Annotated in this window: 16 protein-coding genes; 3 read left to right on the top strand and 13 right to left on the bottom strand. The window is 73.1% G+C overall.

All coding sequences use genetic code 11. The features are described 5' to 3' along the window. Positions 1–6: 6 nt before the first annotated feature. The 10 genes from ACIO9K_RS17215 to ACIO9K_RS17170 form a co-directional block, all read right to left on the bottom strand. On the bottom strand, positions 7–2,157 hold the full coding sequence (locus ACIO9K_RS17215; RefSeq protein ID WP_400330586.1) for an HAD-IA family hydrolase: 2,151 nt from the start codon (positions 2,155–2,157) through the stop codon (positions 7–9). Then, positions 2,154–3,860 carry a non-ribosomal peptide synthetase gene (locus ACIO9K_RS17210; protein WP_400330583.1) on the bottom strand — a complete coding sequence of 569 codons (1,707 nt, stop codon included), beginning with the start codon at positions 3,858–3,860 and terminating at the stop codon, positions 2,154–2,156. Before ACIO9K_RS17210 ends, ACIO9K_RS17215 begins: the two co-directional genes overlap by 4 nt. Continuing rightward, positions 3,857–5,179 carry a hypothetical protein gene (locus ACIO9K_RS17205; protein WP_400330580.1) on the bottom strand — a complete coding sequence of 441 codons (1,323 nt, stop codon included), beginning with the start codon at positions 5,177–5,179 and terminating at the stop codon, positions 3,857–3,859. The genes ACIO9K_RS17210 and ACIO9K_RS17205 overlap by 4 nt, the downstream gene beginning before the upstream one ends. Next, positions 5,179–6,537 (bottom strand): hypothetical protein, encoded by a 1,359-nt coding sequence (locus ACIO9K_RS17200; RefSeq protein WP_400330577.1) that lies wholly within the window; start codon positions 6,535–6,537, stop codon positions 5,179–5,181. Before ACIO9K_RS17200 ends, ACIO9K_RS17205 begins: the two co-directional genes overlap by 1 nt. Before the next feature lie 30 nt (positions 6,538–6,567). Beyond that, entirely contained in the window at positions 6,568–7,440 is an 873-nt protein-coding gene (locus ACIO9K_RS17195) for a TauD/TfdA family dioxygenase (RefSeq protein WP_400330574.1), read from the bottom strand. A 24-nt stretch (positions 7,441–7,464) separates the two neighbouring features. Continuing rightward, the gene (locus ACIO9K_RS17190; protein WP_400330571.1) at positions 7,465–8,682 is read right to left on the bottom strand and encodes a hypothetical protein; all 1,218 of its coding nucleotides are present in this window, start codon (positions 8,680–8,682) and stop codon (positions 7,465–7,467) included. Then, entirely contained in the window at positions 8,679–9,431 is a 753-nt protein-coding gene (locus tag ACIO9K_RS17185; protein WP_400330568.1) for a hypothetical protein, read from the bottom strand. Before ACIO9K_RS17185 ends, ACIO9K_RS17190 begins: the two co-directional genes overlap by 4 nt. Continuing rightward, entirely contained in the window at positions 9,428–10,762 is a 1,335-nt protein-coding gene (locus ACIO9K_RS17180) for an aspartate aminotransferase family protein (protein ID WP_400330565.1), read from the bottom strand. The genes ACIO9K_RS17185 and ACIO9K_RS17180 overlap by 4 nt, the downstream gene beginning before the upstream one ends. 50 nt (positions 10,763–10,812) lie before the next feature. Continuing rightward, positions 10,813–11,448 (bottom strand): hypothetical protein, encoded by a 636-nt coding sequence (locus tag ACIO9K_RS17175; protein WP_400330562.1) that lies wholly within the window; start codon positions 11,446–11,448, stop codon positions 10,813–10,815. 61 nt (positions 11,449–11,509) lie between these two features. Further along, positions 11,510–12,310, bottom strand: a complete 801-nt coding sequence (locus ACIO9K_RS17170) for a TauD/TfdA family dioxygenase (RefSeq protein WP_400330560.1) — start codon at positions 12,308–12,310, stop codon at positions 11,510–11,512. Between the two features lie 174 nt (positions 12,311–12,484). Between ACIO9K_RS17170 and ACIO9K_RS17165 the strand changes: the two genes are divergently transcribed. Together ACIO9K_RS17165 and ACIO9K_RS17160 are read left to right on the top strand one after the other, a co-directional pair. After that, a complete protein-coding gene (locus ACIO9K_RS17165) occupies positions 12,485–12,913 on the top strand; it encodes an NUDIX domain-containing protein (RefSeq protein ID WP_400330557.1) in 429 nt (142 codons plus the stop codon). 3 nt (positions 12,914–12,916) lie between these two features. Beyond that, positions 12,917–14,062 carry a helix-turn-helix domain-containing protein gene (locus ACIO9K_RS17160; protein WP_400330554.1) on the top strand — a complete coding sequence of 382 codons (1,146 nt, stop codon included), beginning with the start codon at positions 12,917–12,919 and terminating at the stop codon, positions 14,060–14,062. A 218-nt stretch (positions 14,063–14,280) separates the two neighbouring features. Here the strand turns inward: ACIO9K_RS17160 and ACIO9K_RS17155 are convergent, their stop codons facing one another. Next, entirely contained in the window at positions 14,281–14,925 is a 645-nt protein-coding gene (locus ACIO9K_RS17155; protein WP_400330551.1) for a hypothetical protein, read from the bottom strand. Here ACIO9K_RS17155 and ACIO9K_RS17150 point away from each other — a divergent pair. Further along, complete coding sequence (locus ACIO9K_RS17150; protein WP_400330548.1) at positions 14,900–15,181, top strand: hypothetical protein; 282 nt, start codon at positions 14,900–14,902, stop codon at positions 15,179–15,181. The two genes, ACIO9K_RS17155 and ACIO9K_RS17150, sit on opposite strands and share 26 nt — an antisense overlap. 275 nt (positions 15,182–15,456) lie before the next feature. On the opposite strand, the gene ACIO9K_RS17145 is transcribed toward ACIO9K_RS17150, so the two are convergent. Both ACIO9K_RS17145 and ACIO9K_RS17140 read right to left on the bottom strand, forming a co-directional pair. Then, entirely contained in the window at positions 15,457–16,017 is a 561-nt protein-coding gene (locus tag ACIO9K_RS17145; RefSeq protein ID WP_400330545.1) for a DUF5753 domain-containing protein, read from the bottom strand. Between the two features lie 141 nt (positions 16,018–16,158). Continuing rightward, positions 16,159–16,986, bottom strand: a complete 828-nt coding sequence (locus ACIO9K_RS17140; protein ID WP_400330542.1) for a phosphotransferase family protein — start codon at positions 16,984–16,986, stop codon at positions 16,159–16,161. Positions 16,987–17,517 lie beyond the last annotated feature (531 nt).

Here is a 17,517-nt window from a genome sequence, read left to right as displayed (position 1 = left end):
GGGTTGTCAGAGCGCGCAGGCGGTAGCGCACCGGTCCTCCCACCAGCGGGAAGGCCTGGGCGAGTTCCTCGGCGGCGACCATCCCGGCGGCGTGCTGCTCGCTGTCGGCCTGCTGCTGGTAGGGCCAGGCCCGGGCGGCGAGCGTGGCCAGGGCCTGGACGGGGTTCGGTGGTCGTCGTACTCGGCGAGGAGGGTCACGGTGGTGTCCAGGCCATGGGCGCCGAGGTGGGCGGTGACAAGGTGGTCGGTGCCCTTGCCAGTGATCAGCGGCGCGGGCTGGTCCTGGAAAGCCGCCTTGCGGTAGGCGGCGTCCAGATCGCCGGCCGGGTCGTCGCCGTGGGCGTGCAGTAGCAGGCGCACCAGCTGGCCGCCGGGACGCAGCACCCGCAGAGCCTGGTCGGTGGCGGCGAGCGGGTCATCGGTGAACAGCAGCGCCTCGTGCTCGACTACGACGTCGGCGCTGGCGTCCGGCAGGGGGATGGCGAGCGCGGTCCCGAGGAACAGTCGCACGCCGGGCAGGTTCCGGGCCGTCAGGAGGGCGGCCATGTCCGGGGACGGTTCGAGCGCCGTGTAGGTCGAGGGCCCGGCGGCGAGGTGGGCGGTGATGCGTCCGGTGCCGGCGCCGAGTTCGAGGACGTCGCGTCCGGCGAGGTGGTCGGTGGCGAAGGTGCGCAGGGCGGCGGCGAGAGCGGGTGCGACGGGCCGGTGGTCGTCGTACGGCGTGGCGAGGCCCGCGCCGTACAGCACGTCGGGCCCGGGCGCGGTGAAGGTGGCGTCGAGGAGGGGGACGAGATGGCGGTCGAGGTCGGGCCAGGGCCAGGCGGTCTCGGCGCCGAGCAGCAGGGCCGAATTCTGGCGGAGGCGGCCGAGCAGGTGGAACAGGGCGGTCACCGAGCGGGAGAGCCCGGCAGGGGTGGTCGGGTCGACCCGCAGGGAGGCGGTGAGCAGCGTTGTGGCGGCCTGGCCCAGGTAGCGGGCGCTTGCGGCATCGGGCCAGGGGCGCGGCTGGCGGCGGGCGAGCATCGAGGCCAAGCGGGTCAGGGCATGGCGTGCGGATTCCAGGTGCAGCGCCGCGGACAGCCGGTCCCCGGCGCCGTGGGCGCCTGCGGTGCGGGTGAGGGCGGCGGCGGCCTCGGTCAGCAGGCCAGTGGCGTGCCGCGCGGCCGAGGCGCGGGTGGCGGCAGTCCACGGCGGCAGGTACTCGGCGCCCGGCGGCGCTGGCTGCGGCATCCAGGCGCCGGGGTGCCCCGCCACGTGGGCCGCCTCGGTACCGGGCGGGACGAGCCGCCACTGGGTGACGTGGCCGCTGTCGTCGACGGAGGCCAGGGTGTGCTCGCCGGTGGGCTGCGCCCAGGCGGCGCCGCAGGTGGTGAGACGGGTGGCGACGGCGACGGCGGGCAGACCGGTGGAGAGGTAGCGGGTGCGTACGCTCTGGTGGTCGTCGTGCTCGGCGTGGCCGGGCGGCGGCGCGACTGCCTTGACCGGTTCCGGCAGCGTCGGGTGGACCGGGTCGCTGGGCAGGGTGACGCCGAGGCTGGCGAGGTACTGCTCGAAGGCGTCGGCGCCGCCGGGCTCCCGGAAGTGGTGGGCGTGCAGTCCCACTGCGCGGGCCGCGTCGGCGTTGATGTCGGAGTCGTCCGCGAAGGCAACCTCGCTGGCGCTCAGCCCCATGGTGGCGAGCGCGTGTTCGTAGGCGCGCGGGGACGGCTTGGTCAGGCCGGTGGTAGACGAGTTGAGGACGTGGTCGAAGAGAACATCGAGCCGGTGGTGGGCGAGGTCGTTGTCGAGGATCGTGGTGTTGTTGGTGAGCAGGGCGATGGTCAGGCCGGCGGCGCGGGCACGGCGCAGCAGGGCGACCATCGGCGCGTTGGGCTCGCCGCGGTCGGCGCTCCACAGGGCGAAGGCGCGGTCGGCACTCTCGGTGCCGAGGCTGGCGACCATGCGCTCGCGCACTCCGGCGGTCCACTGCCCCCAGGTGAGCGCCCCGGAGTGGGCGGCGTCGCTGTGGCGGCTGGAGGTGTAGGCGCTGAGGGCGCGCGGCGGCAGGCCGAGTTCGGCTTCGGCGGCGGTCGCGCCCTTCCGGTGCCAGAAACGCACGACGCCGTCGAGGTCGACGAGGATGCCGCGGATGCGGGGCTCGGCGGCGGTGCGGTTCATCGGTTCCTCCGGATGGTGCGCAGCAGGTTGGCCGCGGTGGGGTCGGCGGCGAACTGGGCGATGGTCAGGTCGGTGTCGTAGTGCTCGTTGAGGCGGGCGAGCAGGGCGACGGCGCCCAGCGAGTCGCCGCCGGCCGCGTAGAAGTCGCCGCCCTCCGGGGCAGGGGTACCGGTGGCGTCGTGCCACCAGGTCGCCAGCGGCTCGGGCAGCACGGTGCTGGCCGTCCCCGGCGGGCTGTCGGACTCGGAGGGTTCGGTGGCGAGGGCCCGGCGGTCGATCTTGCCGCTGGCGGTGCGCGGGAGCCGGGGCCGGCAGGTGATGCGGGCGGGGACGGCGGCCGGTGGCAGGTGCTCGGCGAGGTGGCGGCGCAGCGAGGCCGGTGCGAGGCCGGTGGCCGTTTCGGCGTGGAGGGCGATCTGCTGCCGGTCGGGGTCGAGGACGGCGCACGCGGCCAGGACCTCGGGGTGGTCCAGGGCGCGGGCCTCGATCTCGCCGGGTTCGAGTCGCACACCGTGGAGGTTGAGCTGCTGGTCGGTGCGGCCGATGAACGTGTACTGGCCGTCCGTCAGACGGCGCACGCGGTCGCCGGTGCGGTAGGCGCGCACCGCCTGGCCGGTGGCGGGGTCGGTGACGGTGATGAACGCGGCGGCACTCTCCTCGGGCCGGTGCAGGTAGCCGTCTGCGAGTCCGCTCCCGGCGAGGTGGAGTTCGCCAGCTTCGCCGTCCGGCACCGGCCGGCCCTCGGGGTCGAGGACGATCGGGACGACCCCGGGCAGAGGCCGGCCGATCGGCACCGGATCGGCGTGCGGGTCGACGTCGGGCGCAAGGAAGGCCTCGATGCCGGCCTCGGTGGGCCCGTAGGCGTTGGCGATCCGCCGACCGGGCGCGAACCAGGCGGCGAGCGGGCGGACGTGGAGGGCTTCGCCACCGAGGACGATCAGCCGCAGGTCGGGCAGAGCGCTGGCCGGTGCCGGGGCGGGGGTCGCGGCGAGCTGGCTGGGGGTGCACGTCAGCGCGGTGATCCGCTGCTCGGCGAGGAACCGCACGAGGGCGGGCCCGGGGGTGCGGGCCGCGGACGGGGCAGTCACCAGGGTGGCGCCGGTGGCCAGGGCGCACAGCACCTCCCACAGCACGGCGTCGAACGCCGGGCTGGTGAGCTGGGCGATCCGGTCGGCCTGGGTGAGGCCGGAAGCGGCCGGCATCTCCCGGGCCCGCTCGGCGAGGGCCCGGTGGGAGAGGACGACGGGCTTGGGGGCGCCGGTGGAGCCGGAAGTGTGGAACAGGCACGCCGCCGCCTCGTCCGGAACGCGCGGCAGGTCGCCGCAGCTGCGGGCACCGGCGGCGACGGCGGGCAGAGCGGGCGCCCAGTGCGGGCTGGTGCCGTCCGGGGTGACCGCCGCGCGGGCCCGGCAACCGGCCGCGAGACGGGCCAGGCGGGCGGGCGGGTGCCCGGCGTCGAACGGTACCGCCACCGCACCGGCCCGCCACGCCCCGAGCAGAGCGGCCACCCAGCCGGTGCCGGGCGCCACGGCGAGCAGCAACGGCCCCTCGGCGAACCCGGCGTCCAGCAGTGCGGCGGCGAAGTCGCGGGTCTCGGCGTCCAGGCGCGCCCACGTCCGCGAAGCGACGCCCGGATTGTCGACGGCCACCGCGTCGGGCCGGGCCTCGGCGGCGGCGGTGATCAGGCGAGTGAGGGCGCTCATCGCTTCGCCCCCACCCGGTCGAGTTCGCGTCGGGCGGTGCGCAGCAGGTCCAGGGTACGGACGAGGTCCGCGTGCGGGACGGACAGGTTGACGCGGATGCGCGGCTCACCGGGGTAGAGGGCGTTCCAGGAGGCGAGGTTGCCGCCGAACAGCAGGCTGGGGTTGAGCTTGAGGTCGAAGCGTCGGCCGACCGCGTTGACCCAGCCCACCAGGTCCTGCGGAGTGGGCAGGTCGACGTTCAGGCGCGGTAGGAGCGAGTACCCGGCGATGGGCCGCATGTCGTCGCTGACCCGCAGCAGGCCGGAGCCGTGGTCGGTGAGGAGGCGGAACGCCTCAGAGAAGTGGCCGGCCATGCGGTCCAGGTGGTCGGTGATCGCCCGACAGGTGAACTCGGTCGGGCACGTGGACACCCGGTGGCGCTTGTACTGGGCGCGGACCCAGGCGTGGCGCAGGGCGAAGGCACCCGGGTCGCTGTCGTGGGCAGCCTCGGCCATCAGCAGGACGGTGAGGTAGAGCAGGACGAAATGGCCGACCATCGGGTTGGCGCTGGCGACGCGATCGAACACGTCGTCGCGCGCGGCGGCGATCAGGGCGGTGTCCCCGCTGATGAGCAGTCCGGCCCGCAGCCCAGGCAGGGACAGGTCCTTGGACGGGGTCATCAGGACGGCGGTGTCGGTGAGTCGACCGGCCAGCGCGGTGCGGGCGTGGTCGGCCACCAGGTGCCGCCCGCTGCTGTGCCCGCCGGCCTGGAAGACCAGGTCGAGTACACGGAAATCGGCCTGGACGGCGGGCGGGCGGAAGCCGGTGCCGGTGACGCCGTTGGGAAGGATCTCGACGACGGCGGTGTGACTGGCTCCGCCGCCGGACCAGTGGACGGCGCCGTCGCCGCGGTAGCGGCCGGCGACGGCCAGCGGGTGGCGGCGCGGTGTCTGCTCGAACGCGAAGTAGCACGGCGCGGGCAGGACCATGCTGGCGCAGCACGCCGCCAGGTACCGGGAGACCAGCCCGATCCCTTCGCTCGCGCCCGCGCAGAACATCACCTGGTCCTCGTCGACGGCGACGCCGAGGTACTCGCCGGCCAGGGTGGCGGCGAGGGCGCGGTCGTGCTCGTCGTGGACGGTGCCGTACTCGTGCATGCGCCCGTCGCGCAGGCACGCCCGCAGGACCTGCTGCAGGTGTCGGGCGGTCGCCGTCGAGATCGGGTAGAGGTTGTATCCGTAGCCGATCTGTGCGGAGGAGCGGGCCACCCCGTCGCGCAGATCGCGGTACACCGCGACGCACGAGGCGTCGGCCGCCAGGTCGGGTGCGGGCAGCGCCATCAGCACGTCCCCCCGTCCCCGCCGCCGAGCAGCGCGGTGACCTCGGACAGGGCAGCGATGGCCTCCTCGCCGGGGCGGGCGGCGAACGGGTAGCGCTCACCGGTGCGCAGGACGGCGACGTCGGCCGCGATGTCGGCCGGCTCGCGGGTGCCGGTGAGGGCTTGGTCGATGAGTTGGGCGAGGAAGGGCATGTCCGAGGCGGTGAGGCCGCACCACACGGCCTCGGCCAGGCCCAGGCGCAGCGCCGGGTGGCCGAGCGGCAGGTCGTCAAGCCAGTTGACGCGGATTCCGGCCGCGTACAGCTGCTGCGCGGCGACCCGAGCGGCCAGGCGCGGGGTGGTGGTGACCCACAGCTGGTGGGTGCGCGTGTAGCCGAAGTCCGCGCCGGCGACGTCCCAACCGGCCGTGGCGAGATGCTTACCGAGCGAGCGGGCACAGGCGACGACGGTGTGCGCGTAGTCGCCCGCGCGGTCGGCGAAGCCCGCGAGCGCCAGGCCCAGCGCCGCGACGGAGCCGAAGTGGTGGCTGGAGATCAGCTGCGGCTGTACCTGCTGCCACGCTGCCGCGATGCCGCTCCGGTTGGTGGCCAGAATGCCCTTCTGCGGACCCGGGAACGACTTGTGGGTGGACGCGGACAGACTGTCCGCCCCGCAGTCGAGCGGGTTCGGGACGGCGCCGCCGAGGACCAGGCCGAGCAGGTGGGAGATGTCTGCGTGTACCACGGTCCCGGGCGACGCCTTCTTCACCGTGGTGGTGATCGACACGATGTCGTAGGGCACGAGGGCATGGCACTGGTCGATGTAGAGCAGCGCCGGGCGCTTCCTGGCGCACAGCTCGGCGAGCTGCCCGAGGTCGAGGCGGTGCGGGTCGGGGCCGGTGACGGTCAGGACGTGCAGGCCGAGGCGGCGGGCGATGTCGGCGGTCGCGTAGTGCCCGCCCTGGCACGGGGACAGAACCGCGACGGGCGCTCCGGCCGGGTAGCAGGCCAGGGTCATCTCCATGGCCTGCAGGCCGGACAGCAGCCTCACGTTGACGTGGGCGGCACCGAGCATCCGCTGCAACAGGGGGACGGCGAGGCCGGTTTCCAGCCACTGCGCGTCGCGGGCGCCCGGGAAGCGCCACTCGCCGAAGTCGGGGTCGGGGTGCTGGTCGAACATGTACCGGCCGGCGAGGTCGCAGGCCAGCGGCAGCCGGGCGATCGGCCACATCGCATTCTCGGCGGGCACCAGGTTGATCACCTGCCGGGCCGCGCGCTCGTGCCCGGCGAGGACGGTCAGGGCGGTGGTGAGCAGCTGCGCGCCGCTCGGGTCGCCGGTACCGGAGCCGAGGTCCGGGCCGGTGCTGGTGGTGAGGGTCATGCCGTGCTCCTGGCGTGGGTGGCGGACGGGTCAGGCGGTGGGTCGGGTGGTGAACAGGCCGCGCAGGAGCAGGCGCGGGGCGGCGGGGTCGTCGGTGAAGGGGGTGCGGCCGTGGCAGAGCTTGTCGTTGGCCAGGACCAGGGCCTGTCCGGCGGCGAGGGTGAAGGCGGTGCGGTTCCAGGAGGTGTCGGCGGCGGCGTCGGCCAGCGCCGCGAGGGCGCGGTCCATGTGCTCCTGCCGGCCCGGGGCGGTGGGGTGGTAGGAGTCGGTGGCGGTGAGGCTGTAGCGGGTGACCAGGTGGCCCGCCGGGTCGCGGCCGAACGCCGGGCCAGCGGTGGACAGGCCGTCGACGAAGGTGGAGGTGCGTACCAGCGCGCGTTCGTGGGTGAGCTGGGCAGCGGCTTCGGGGTCCGCCGCCTGCAGCTCGGCGAACGCCTGGACGGCGTTGAAGAGCTGGGTCTGGCCGCCCGATCGGCCCGGGTGCACGCAGATCATGACCGTGGTGGCGACCTGGCCGAGGTGCTGGAGGGTGCCGTCGCAGTGCAGGTTTTGCCCGGCCCGGTCCTGGAAGGGGTGGGCCGGGTCGGCGGCGGCGGTGAGGCGGCTGACACCGCCCTGGGTGTGGGTGCTGCCCCGGTACTGGGGCGGACTGAACGCCGGGCCGAGCCCGAGCGCGTCGGCCAGCGCGGCGAGGTCGGCCTCGGCCGGGGTGGTGCCGGGAACGTGGACGACGGCGTAGCCGCGGGCGCGGTAGTCCTCGGCGATCCGCTGGCGGAAGGCGGGCTCGGGGATGCCCCAGCTACTGGCGACGATGGGCTCGGCGGGTGCCGGGGTGAAGCCCGGCAGCTGGAGAGGGGCGGTGAAGCGGGCCGGGGTGTGGCGGGTGATAGCGGGAGCGGGCACGGTGGCCTCCGATCGGACGCGGGGTCAGATGATGGCGGGAGCGCTGGTGGTCAGCGCCGGGGTCTCGGCGAGCAGCCGGGCCACGGCGGCACGGTGGGCCGGATCGCTGCGGTCGGGCGCGGGCCGGCACTCGGCGATCAGGCGCAGAAGCGGCTGCAGTTGGCGGTCGAGGTCGAAACGGGGCGCGGCCAGGTCGAGGGCGGCGAGGTGACCGTCGCGGGCGGGGCCGTCGTCGGTCGCGGCGATCAGCGCGAGGGCGAGCGCCTTCGGGTCGGCCGGGTCGGCGACGGGGCCGATGCCGAGGGCGGCGACCACCTCGCCGGTGGCGCCGTGCGGGTCGGCGACGACCGGCAGCCGGTACAGGGCGGCATCGCGAAGGCGCAGCCGGTGGCAGGTCTGGGACTCCGCCGTGCGGCTGCCGGTGATCGCGAGGCAGCGGGCACCGTTGAGCATCCGGTCACGGCCGTGGTGCCCGAGCGGCCCATCGGGCAGCTGCACCAGGCCGTCCAGACCCATCGCGTGCACCTGGGCGCGGAAGGCGGGGCCGGGCTCGTACAGCAGGCGCAGCGTCAGCTCCCGGTCAAGGCCGCGGGCGTGGTCCAGGGCGGGCAGCAGTGGGGAGGGGTGGCAGTACTCCCACGCGCCGCCGCTCCACACGACGTCTGCCGGAGGCCCGGTTGGCGTCTGGGCTGCGGCCTGGGCGGAGTGGCGGTTGTGGCCGATCGGCACCAGGCTGAGCAGGTGGTCCAGGGCAGGGCCGGCGCGGTGGTGGGCGGCGGACAGGCGGCCGGTGGCCACCAGCGCGCCGAGGGTGGAGGCGCGCTCGGCCTCGGAACGCACCAGGAAGTGGTCGGCGAGCATCAGCTGCAACCGCCAGCGCGCGACCGTGTCCGCGTACAGGTCCTGCCCGTCCGGGCCGGCCAGCGCGTCGTAGTGCAGGTGCTCGATCGGCGGCGAGTTCTCCGCGACCAGGAGCAGGCCGGCGGCGTGGGCGGCGAGCAGCAGCCGGGTGTCGGGCAGGTCGGTGGTGACCAGTGCTCGGTGCCCGGCGAGGAGTTCCTCCCAGGGCCGGGTGGTGACCGTGATGCCCGGGTGGGTGAAGCCGGAGGGGCGGGGGACGGCGATGGTGACCTGGTGTCCGGCGTCGGCGAGGACCTGGGCCGTCTCCCACAGGCGGATGCCGATCCCGCCGAGCTGGTCGTCGACCGGGTAGGGGCCGGCGTGGATGAGGACGGTCGTCACAGGGCGCTCCCGGTGATCGTGGCAGCGAGGCTCGGCCAGGTGCCTAGGTCGGTGAACGGGCCGACGTCGAGCGCCGGCGCGCCGAGCAGCGGGGCGATGCCCTCGGGCCCGAACGGCTGGCAGAGCGTCGCGCGGTGCAGCACGTCGAGTACGGCCCGGCCGTGCCCGCGGGCGAAGGCGTAGCCGAACCAGACGGCGTCGAAGCGGCCGGCCTGTTCGAGGCCCGGCTTGTCCGCGAAGTCCTTCACCTGCGGCCACGCGTGGCCTGCGGTGCTCTCAAGACGCAGCGCCCCGTCGACGGCCAGCCGCTGCGGGTCGTTCTCGGCGGCCGTGAGGAACGCGACCCGGTGCCCGGCGCCCACGAGGTCGAGGAGGTTGCCGACAGCGTGCGGGGCCGGTGTGCTGAGGATCTGGTCCGGCAGCAGGACGGCCGTGGCCGGGCCCCACCACGCTTCGCAGCTCAGCACCGCGCCGGTCGACTCCGGCAGCTTCGCGTCCTGCGCGCAGATCGCGAGCGGTAGGCCGAGCTTGGCGCAGCGGGCCGTCAGGTGGCGGGCGGTGGCCTCCCGGCCGGGGCCGAGCACGGCGACCAGGCGAAGCCGGTCGGCGTGCGGGGAGAGCAAGTCCAGGGTGTGGTCGAGGGCGACGCGCCCCGGCCCGATGGGAACGACCTCTTTGGCGATCGGCAGGCTGAGGCGGCTGCCGGCGCCCGCGCACGGCAGCACTACGGTGTCGCGTCCGCTGGTCATCGCGCACCCCCGGAGACGGCGTGGAGGGCGTCGGCGACGGTCCGGGCACCGGCCAGGGCTTCGTCCTCGGTGATGACCAGCGGCGGCGCGATCGTCAGGACCGGCCCGAACGAGCGCACCAGGACACCGGCCTGCTGGACGAGCGCGGCCACGTCCTGTGCCACCTCGACGGACACGGTCTCCACGCCGATCAGCAGCCCGCGGCCACGGACCTGCCGCACCATCGGGCAGCCGTCCAGGTCCTTCGACAGGTACTCCAGGACGGCCGAACCGACGCTGCGGGCGCGGGCCGGCAGGTCCTCGCCCTCGACGATGTCCAGGACCGCGAGCGCCGCCGCGCACGCCGTCGCGTGTCCGCCGGTGGTGTGCCCGTGCCGCAGCCCGCCCAGGTACGGGTCGTCAGCGAACACGTTGTAGACGTCCTGGCGCACCGTCACGGCGGCCAGCGGCGCGTACCCGCCGGTCAGGCCCTTCGAGGTGACCACGATGTCCGGGCCACCGCCGTGGCCGAGGTCGTGCTGGACGCCGAGCATGTGCCCGGTCCGGCCGATCCCGGTGGCGACCTCGTCGGCGATCAGCAGGATGCCGTGCCGGTCGCACAACGCCCGCAGCGCAGCCAGCGTGCCGTCCGGCGGGACCACGACCCCGCCGACGCTCAACACCGGCTCGATCAGGATCGCCGCCACCCGGTGCGCGCCCACTGCCGCGAGCTGCGCCTCCCACTCCGGGGCGCCGGGAATCCGGCACTCGTGCCCGCCTGCGCCAGCCGCGCAGCCCGGGCACCGGGGCGTGGCCAGGTGCAGGAAGCCGTCCGGCAGCGGTCCGGCTCCGTCACGGCGAAACGCTGCCCCGGTGGCGGCGATCCCGGCGGTGGTGGCTCCGTGGTACCCGTCCGTCCAGGACGCGACGACCGTCCGCTCCCGGTCACCGGTGATCCAGTGGAACATCCGGGCGATCTTGAGGGCGGCTTCGATGCCCTCCGACCCGGAGTTGCAGAACAGGGTGCGCGACAGGCCCGGCGGGCAGAAGGCGGCGATCCGCTCGGCGAGCAGCGCGGCCGGCTCGGTGGTCACCTCGCCCAGGTCCCACGTCATCAGCTGCCGGGCCTGGCGGGTAATCGCGTCGACGACGCGCTGCTCGCCGTAGCCGACGATGGCATTCAGGGTGCCGGCGCGCAGGTCGAGGTAGCTGCGACCGGTGTCGTCGGTGACGCGGCAGCCCGCACCGCTGGTGAGGATCAGGCGAGGGGTGGCGACGCGGATCGGGCTCCACGGGTGCCACAGGTGGCCCGTATCGGCGCGGCGCACCGGGCTGGGCAGAGTGGTGGGCATGACAGATCGCCTCCAGGTGAGGTCGTGGGGGTTGGGCAGTGGCGCGCTGGTCAGCGCGTGGAGTGGCGGGGAAGGGCGAGGATCGCGTCGCCGAGTTCGCGGGCCACCTCGGTCACGTCCCGCCCGGTGGTGTCGACGGTGACCAGGCGGCGGTGGCGGCGGCCCATCACGGCGAGCGCCTGGTGGAAGCGGTCGGCGAACGGCTCGTCCTGCGCACTGCGCTGGTCGCGGACGTCGACGTGGTCGCGGCCGTTCAGGCGCTCGGCACGGGCCTTGATGTCGGCGGTCACGTGGACCGCGAGGTCGAAACGGGCGAACAGCCGTGGCCAGCGCAGGGCCGCGCGGGCCGCGAGGTACGGGCCGCCAGCAATGCCGAAGGCGGCGGTCCGGTCCACGTAGGCGTCTTGGATCAGCACCTCGCAGCCCTCGGCTTCCGGCGGCCGTGCCCTCGCCAGCAGGTTGTCCAGAGCGAACCCGGCGAACAGGTACGCGGTCGTGGTGAACGCACTGTCCGGCTGGCGGGCCATGGACAGCCAGCGCAGGGGCCGGTCCAGCGGATGGCGCCGGGTGAGCATCCCGCGGTGCCGGGTCGCCGTCACCCCGCGATCTGCGAGGTCTCGCACCACGGCCTCGACCAGTGTGGTCTTGCCGGCCAGGTCGATGCCATCAACCATCACAAGCAGCATCGAGTCTCCTCGTACATCGTGGGCAGGGCTGCGGTTGCAGGGTGGGGGGATCCCACCCAGCTCACGCCGGGTTCCTGGCGCTTTCGGTCGCGATCCACGGCGCGGTGAAGCCCGGTTCGAGGCCGAGCGCGCCATGGGCAGGCCCGAGGGCACGCAGCAGCAGCCGTTCTCCCGTGAACGCGGCGCGGCCGTGCAGGACGCGGTGGTTGTCGAGGAGGAGCGCCTGCCCGGCGGCCAGGCGCACCGAAACGGTGTGCCGAGCGATCGCGGTGCGCAATGCGGGCATCTGAACCTGTGCCTCTGGTGAGAAGCGGGCCAGCTCGTCCTGGCGCAGGCGGATGCGCCAGCGCCGCGATGGAAGGTCTTCCAGGACGGGGGCGAACAGCCCGTCCGCGCCGCCGAAGTAGGCTGCGCGCGGCGCAGACAGGGCCGCCATCGCGGCGGGCCGGAAGCCGGCCAGCTCGCCGAGCACGGCACGCCCGTCGACGAGGATGCTCTCGCCCCCAGCACGCCCTGGCTGGAGGCAGGCGAGTATGACCAGGCGAGGGGGGCACGGCAGCTGGGCGCTCTCGGTGTGGACCGCGAGATCGCTGCGGCCCAGCCCGGCCAGGCCAACTCGCCGACCATGGCGGCCGGTGTCGCGGATCGTGGTCAGCCCGTCCGGGCCGCTGTCGCGGTGCGGGCGTAGCTCGGCCAGCAGCAGGTGCGCCGCTTCCAGGACGTCGTCGCGGCAGTGCAAGCCCGTCAGGCCGGCCGCGCCGCGTTCCCGGAGCGCCTCCCCGATTTGCTCCCGGAGCGCACCGGGGCCGGCCGCCGAGGAGTCCGGCGTGAAGAAGTCCACTCCGGGGGTGTTCGAAGGCATGGGGATCTCCCTTGGGCGTGGAGGGGATGGGGAGACCACAACAGTCGTCGGCATCGCCCCCGCCGTACAGTGACAAACTGTCAATTCGCGATCACAGGAGTAGGGCGCTTCGGCCCGGCTCAGGGCTGCTACGTTCGGGGTGCTTGCGCCTGGTCGCACATCATGGAGGACGGCGTGACCCAGCTCGAACAGCCCTACGTTCCAGCAAAGTTCCCCATCTCGATCAAAGGTGTGGTCCTCGACAGCCAGCAGCGCGTGCTGCTGCTGAAAAACGAGAGGCAGGAGTGGGAGCTGCCCGGAGGCAAGCTCGAAGGCGATGAGACCCCCGCCGAGCGGGTGGAGACCGAAATCCAGGAAGAGAGCGGCTGGACGGCCAACGCCAGTGCTCTGCTCGATACGTGGATGTACGAGCCGCTGCCCGGCCGGAAGGTCTTCATCGTCACCTACGGCTGCACCGCCACCGGTGCTCACAAGCCCCCCGTTGTGAGCCACGAACACAAGGAGGCCGGACTCTTCCACCGGCGCGAGGTCGACGCGCTCGTCATGCCCCAGGGCTACAAGGACTCCATTGCCCGCTGGTACGAACTCCTCGACCGGGAGTGAGCCGTGGAGCCCGCGCCACGCGACGGCATCCAGTGGCACTGGACCACGCCCCGAGCCCAGGAGATCCTGCGCCGGCGAAGCCTGGCGGGAATCCTCACCTTCTACCGTGAACTCCACGGCCTGCCCCAGCAGGAACTTGCCGACCTGCTCGGCTACTCCAGCAGCTACGTGTCCCGGGTGGAGACCGGCTCGCGCACCATCACCGACATCGGCGCCCTGCGACACATCGCCGACCAGCTCCGCCTTCCGCCCCATTGCTTCGGCATCACCGACGACGCAGACGGAGACCACCACGCCATGATCCAGTTCGCGGAGAGCGTCCTGCGCCTGGCCGAGATCGCCCGCCAGGTCGGCCAGGCCAGCGCCGCGGTCGACGAGCTGTGGCCTCTGGTGGCGCGGTTGGAGGCCCGGGTCGAAGACGGCCGCACCGAAACGGACGTACTGCGGCTTCTCGCTCGCGCCCGCGTCGGCCTCGGCGTTGCCCTCGGTCACGTCCTGCCGGACGAGCGCCTGGCCACCGCTGCCCGCTGGACGGGCAGAGGACTGGCTGTCGCCCGGCGCCTCGGCGATCCGACCCTGCACACCTACGCCCTGCGCCACCACGGCAACGAACTCCGCAAGGCCCGTCTCCTGGGAGCCGCAGTTGACCGGCTCACCCAGGCCCGGGATGCCGCCCGCACACCTGATGAGCGAGCCGAGGCCGTGATCCTGCTGGCCCGCGCCGCCGGCAGCGCTGGAGACCGGGCCGCGTTCGACGACGCGGTGACCGAAGGCTTCCGGTTGTTGGACGTGGCGCCGACGACGTCCCTGTTCTCCGATTTCAGCCACCACGAGGTCCACGTACGGGGACTCGCCGCCACCGGCCGTGTCCAGGAGGCCGTTCGCATCCTTGAGCGTGCACCCACGCCTCGACTTCACACGACCACGCAGTGGCGCATCATCTCCGCGATCACCGCCGGGCAGGTCCTGGCCCTTCGGGGCGACCACCAGGCTGCCCGGGAGAGCCTGACAGCGGCTGTGCGGGGAGCGGTGGCGCACCGGCTGCCGCACCAGATCCAGCGAGTGGTGCGCGCAAGCCGAGGTCTGCCGGACGTCCGCGAGGAGGCACAGGCCGCCTTGTCGCAGCTCAAGGCGGCTATAGCGGCCTGACCGGCGAGGTGCCGCAAGCCCTGCCCACCTGGAAGCGATCACGACCTCGTGCCGTGGCTGCCAACCCTGCGGCGCGACAGAAACGCCACAGTGAAGAAGGTGGTCCATCACGGTGCAGCCTCCATCTCGGCCCGTTGATGTGAGGTCTTGGCCAGGGAGCAGTGGTGCCGACTCGAAACGGACATCGGGTCGGCCCACCGTCTTCGGCGTGCTGGCCTCTACGCGGAAAGCGCGGAAGCACCCTCGTCCGCAGCCGCGGCGGACTCGACGGCTGCGTGGTGGCGGGTGAGCCACAGGGTCGGCTCTTCGACTTCGGCGTCGGTCGGGTACAGCTCTTCCTGCGTCAGAGCGGCGCGGAGCAGAGGGAACCCGCCGGCGGTCACCAGTACCTTGACGAACTGTTCACCGAGGTTGACGTACGGGCTGTTCGTCGGGGCATGCGGGTCGCGTCGCAGCTCCGTGTACAGGGCGCTGGGTTCCGGGTCGCCGGGCAGGGCGCCGATGACGTCCTGCCCGCACAGCGCCTTGGAAACGAGGCGCTCGACGTACTGGCCGTGCCCGAAGGTGAGGGCGGCGGGGTTGCGATGCTGCTCGGGCGGCAGACCCGCAGTGGAGTCCCGGAGCTTGCACCTGAGCAGCGCGTACGCCAGTTCAACGTGAAGCGCGTACTGGGACAGGTGCGCGAGCTGGTGCGCGAAGATCGTGGTCAGCTGCCGCTCGGTCGGGTGGAGGTGCTCGTCGTACACCTGCGGCATGTAGGTGAGTTCGGCTGCTCCGTCCTCGCGCCACATGATCGCTGCCCGGGAGGTCGGGTAGAGCCGGGAGACCATCTGCTCGGTGTACGCACGCGTCTGCGCGATCATGGCGGTGACCGCGTCGTCGGGGGAACGTGCCGTCCGGCAGGGTACCGATGGCCATGGAGGTCATCAGCACGGAGTGCTCGACCTGCCGCTCGATGAACTGCTCCGGGCTGACCGGACAAGCGATGATGCGCCCGGGCAGAGCGAGGCCGGAGAACTCCGCCACCAGTGGGGCGGCGGCCTCGATGAGGCCGCAGTAGCGGGCGAACACAACGACGTCGAGATCGGCGTCGTTGCGGTGCTCGAAGATGGTCATTGACGGTCCAAGGGGTAGAGGTGTCGTGCCTTACTGGGCGGGGCGGCAGGGGTGTCCGGGGCGGCCGGCGGGCAGGGAGTCTGCGCCGATCAGCCGCAGCGCCGGGAGACGGCCTCGGCTGCTCTGGTTGCGGGTCAGCTGGCTGTTCATCCTTGGCGGGGCGAACTGCGATTCGTTGGCGGGCCGCACCAGGTCGTGCGGATGGCGCGGCCTGCGTCCTCGCGGTGACCGCTCCGCATGGGGCGAGGGCGTACCCCCAAGGAGAGCTTCGGCCGGTTCTAGATCAGGCTGCTGATCAGGGCGCGCGCGTCGTCGCCGTCGACCGCGGTGCGGCGAAGGCGGTCGAAGACGTCCCGGAAGCGGCCGACCGTCGCCGGGTCGGTGACGGTACGGGGGCCCGCGTACTGGTCGATCTCGACCCGGACCGAGTTGATGATGGTGAAGTCCCAGTAGGTGCGGACCAGGGTGCCTGCGGGGATGACGCCGAGGGTGAGGCCCGGGCGCTGGATGCACTCCAGCAGGTAGGTCAGCTGCTCGCGGAGCACGGCCGCACCCGCGATGTCCGCCGTCAAGGCCCGCGCGCTCATGATGATCTCGAACTTGCGCTCTCCGTTGATGAGGTCCCGCCGGGCCATCCTCGCCTGGATGGCCGTCTCGATGTCCTCGTTGGAGACCGGGTAGAACTCGCCGGCGTGCTCGAAGACGGCGCGGGCGTAGCTCTCGGTCTGCAGGGTGCCGTGGACGATGCTGCCTTCGTACGACTGAACGATGTTGGCGGAGCGGTGCAGTTCCAGGAAGTCGTTCTGGATGGGCGCCAGCGCGGTGCTCGTGGGGTTCATGCTGTCTCCTTCTCTCGGGTGTCCTGCGGAGCAGGTCGTTGCGGAGTGGCCTGTCATCGGTGACCGGCCTGTTGCCGTGACCTGCCGGGAGGTCGGGCTTCGGACCTCGCAGGCAGGCGGAGGGTTGTCCGTCGTGCCGGGTCAGGTGGCCATCGCGGCTTCGGCCTTGGCGCGGGAGGCGGGGCGCCAGCGCCACGGGAACGGCGGCAGGGGGGAAGCGAGGATGGTGGCCAGCCGGCGGTCCGCCTCGTCCTGGAGGTCCGGGTCGATGCGGGTGTACTCGGCAAGGAAGAGCCACGCGCCGAGGGCGAAGAGCGGGGTCATCGCACGGTAGGAGCGGCCGTCGTCGACGCTGGTGACGTCGTGACCGTAGGCGGTGAAGAACTCGTCGCACTCCTCGCCCGGCGTGCCGAAGATGTCACGCCTCCACCCGGCGGCGGCCTGGTCCCACACGCCGGGTCCGACCGCCGTGCGCTCGAAGTCGATCAAGGCGGGACCGTGTGGGGTGCTGATGCAGTTCGTCGGGGTGGCGTCGCCGTGGATCACGCACATCGGGCCGGGCGGCGTGGCGCGCCAGGTGGACCGGGTGGTGGCCAGCAGCACGCGCAGGTGCTGTTCCTGGTCGGAGGACAGCGTGCCCGGGGGCAGGTCCCTGATGCGCTGGGACAGCGAGCTGAACGGGTTGAACTTCGGCAGACCCAGGCCCGCGGGGATAGCCAGCCGGTGCAGCCGCTGCAGGACGTCCGCAAGGTCGGCCGGACGGGGCGTGCGGTCGCCGAGGTCCTCGACGAAGGTGACCTGGAGGTGGTAGCGGCCGGAGTGCACGAGCGGGTAGGCGGATGTGCCGGCCGAGCGCGGAGCCTGGATGCCGTTACGCAGCAGCCATCGCGCAATCCGCGTTTCACGCAAGGCCGTTTCGGCTTCGGTGCCCGGACGCCAGACCTTGGCGACGGCCCCCGACTCGGGCAAGCGCCAGGTGTGGTGGGGGCCGCCCTGCAGGAGGACGGCTCGGCGCGGGTCGAGGCCCTGGCGCCAGGCCGTTGCGACGACGGCAGCGCACCTTTCGTCGGGTTTCACAAGGCTCCGATCCATCAAGGAAGTTGTCGCTGCGGCGGAAACGGGGCGGTGCTGCCTGGCCCCTGCTGGGGTGGGCTTGGTTGGGCGGTGCTCTGAGGTGTGCGAGGCATCGGCAGTCGGACCGCCCTGGTGCCCCGGTGCCGGCAACGCCCCGTGGGCAGCGGCCGGCACCGGGAGGCTTCACGGGCCGAACTGATATCCAGCGGCCATGAGCTGGGATCGAGCAAGGCTCACGGCCTCCGCGAGGCGGTAAGGGTCGGTGAGTACTGCCGGGCGGCCGGGAAGGGCCCTCGGCAGGTACAGCCAGTCCCGTCCGTCCGCACGGCGGCTAGGCCGCGTATTCGGTCGTGATCAATGGGTTCGGGTGAGGTCCTTGATCCAGATCATTGCGCCGCGGAGGTGAAGGCCGGCGAGGTAGCTTTC

Source organism: Kitasatospora sp. NPDC087271 (assembly GCF_044744605.1).
Classification (GTDB): domain Bacteria; phylum Actinomycetota; class Actinomycetes; order Streptomycetales; family Streptomycetaceae; genus Kitasatospora.
The sequence above is the reverse complement of the archived record's forward strand: the minus strand, read 5'-3'. Positions and strand labels throughout refer to the sequence as shown.

What these genes read in the sequence shown, in the direction of transcription:
- ACIO9K_RS17215 (WP_400330586.1), bottom strand. Translation starts at nt 2,157, where the DNA reads ATGAACCGCACCGCCGCCGAGCCCCGCATCCGCGGCATCCTCGTCGAC.
- ACIO9K_RS17205 (WP_400330580.1), bottom strand. Translation starts at nt 5,179, where the DNA reads ATGGCGCTGCCCGCACCCGACCTGGCGGCCGACGCCTCGTGCGTCGCG.
- ACIO9K_RS17180 (WP_400330565.1), bottom strand. Translation starts at nt 10,762, where the DNA reads ATGCCCACCACTCTGCCCAGCCCGGTGCGCCGCGCCGATACGGGCCAC.
- ACIO9K_RS17155 (WP_400330551.1), bottom strand. Translation starts at nt 14,925, where the DNA reads ATGATCGCGCAGACGCGTGCGTACACCGAGCAGATGGTCTCCCGGCTC.
- ACIO9K_RS17200 (WP_400330577.1), bottom strand. Translation starts at nt 6,537, where the DNA reads ATGACCCTCACCACCAGCACCGGCCCGGACCTCGGCTCCGGTACCGGC.
- ACIO9K_RS17210 (WP_400330583.1), bottom strand. Translation starts at nt 3,860, where the DNA reads ATGAGCGCCCTCACTCGCCTGATCACCGCCGCCGCCGAGGCCCGGCCC.
- ACIO9K_RS17145 (WP_400330545.1), bottom strand. Translation starts at nt 16,017, where the DNA reads ATGAACCCCACGAGCACCGCGCTGGCGCCCATCCAGAACGACTTCCTG.
- ACIO9K_RS17185 (WP_400330568.1), bottom strand. Translation starts at nt 9,431, where the DNA reads ATGACCAGCGGACGCGACACCGTAGTGCTGCCGTGCGCGGGCGCCGGC.
- ACIO9K_RS17175 (WP_400330562.1), bottom strand. Translation starts at nt 11,448, where the DNA reads ATGCTGCTTGTGATGGTTGATGGCATCGACCTGGCCGGCAAGACCACA.
- ACIO9K_RS17170 (WP_400330560.1), bottom strand. Translation starts at nt 12,310, where the DNA reads ATGCCTTCGAACACCCCCGGAGTGGACTTCTTCACGCCGGACTCCTCG.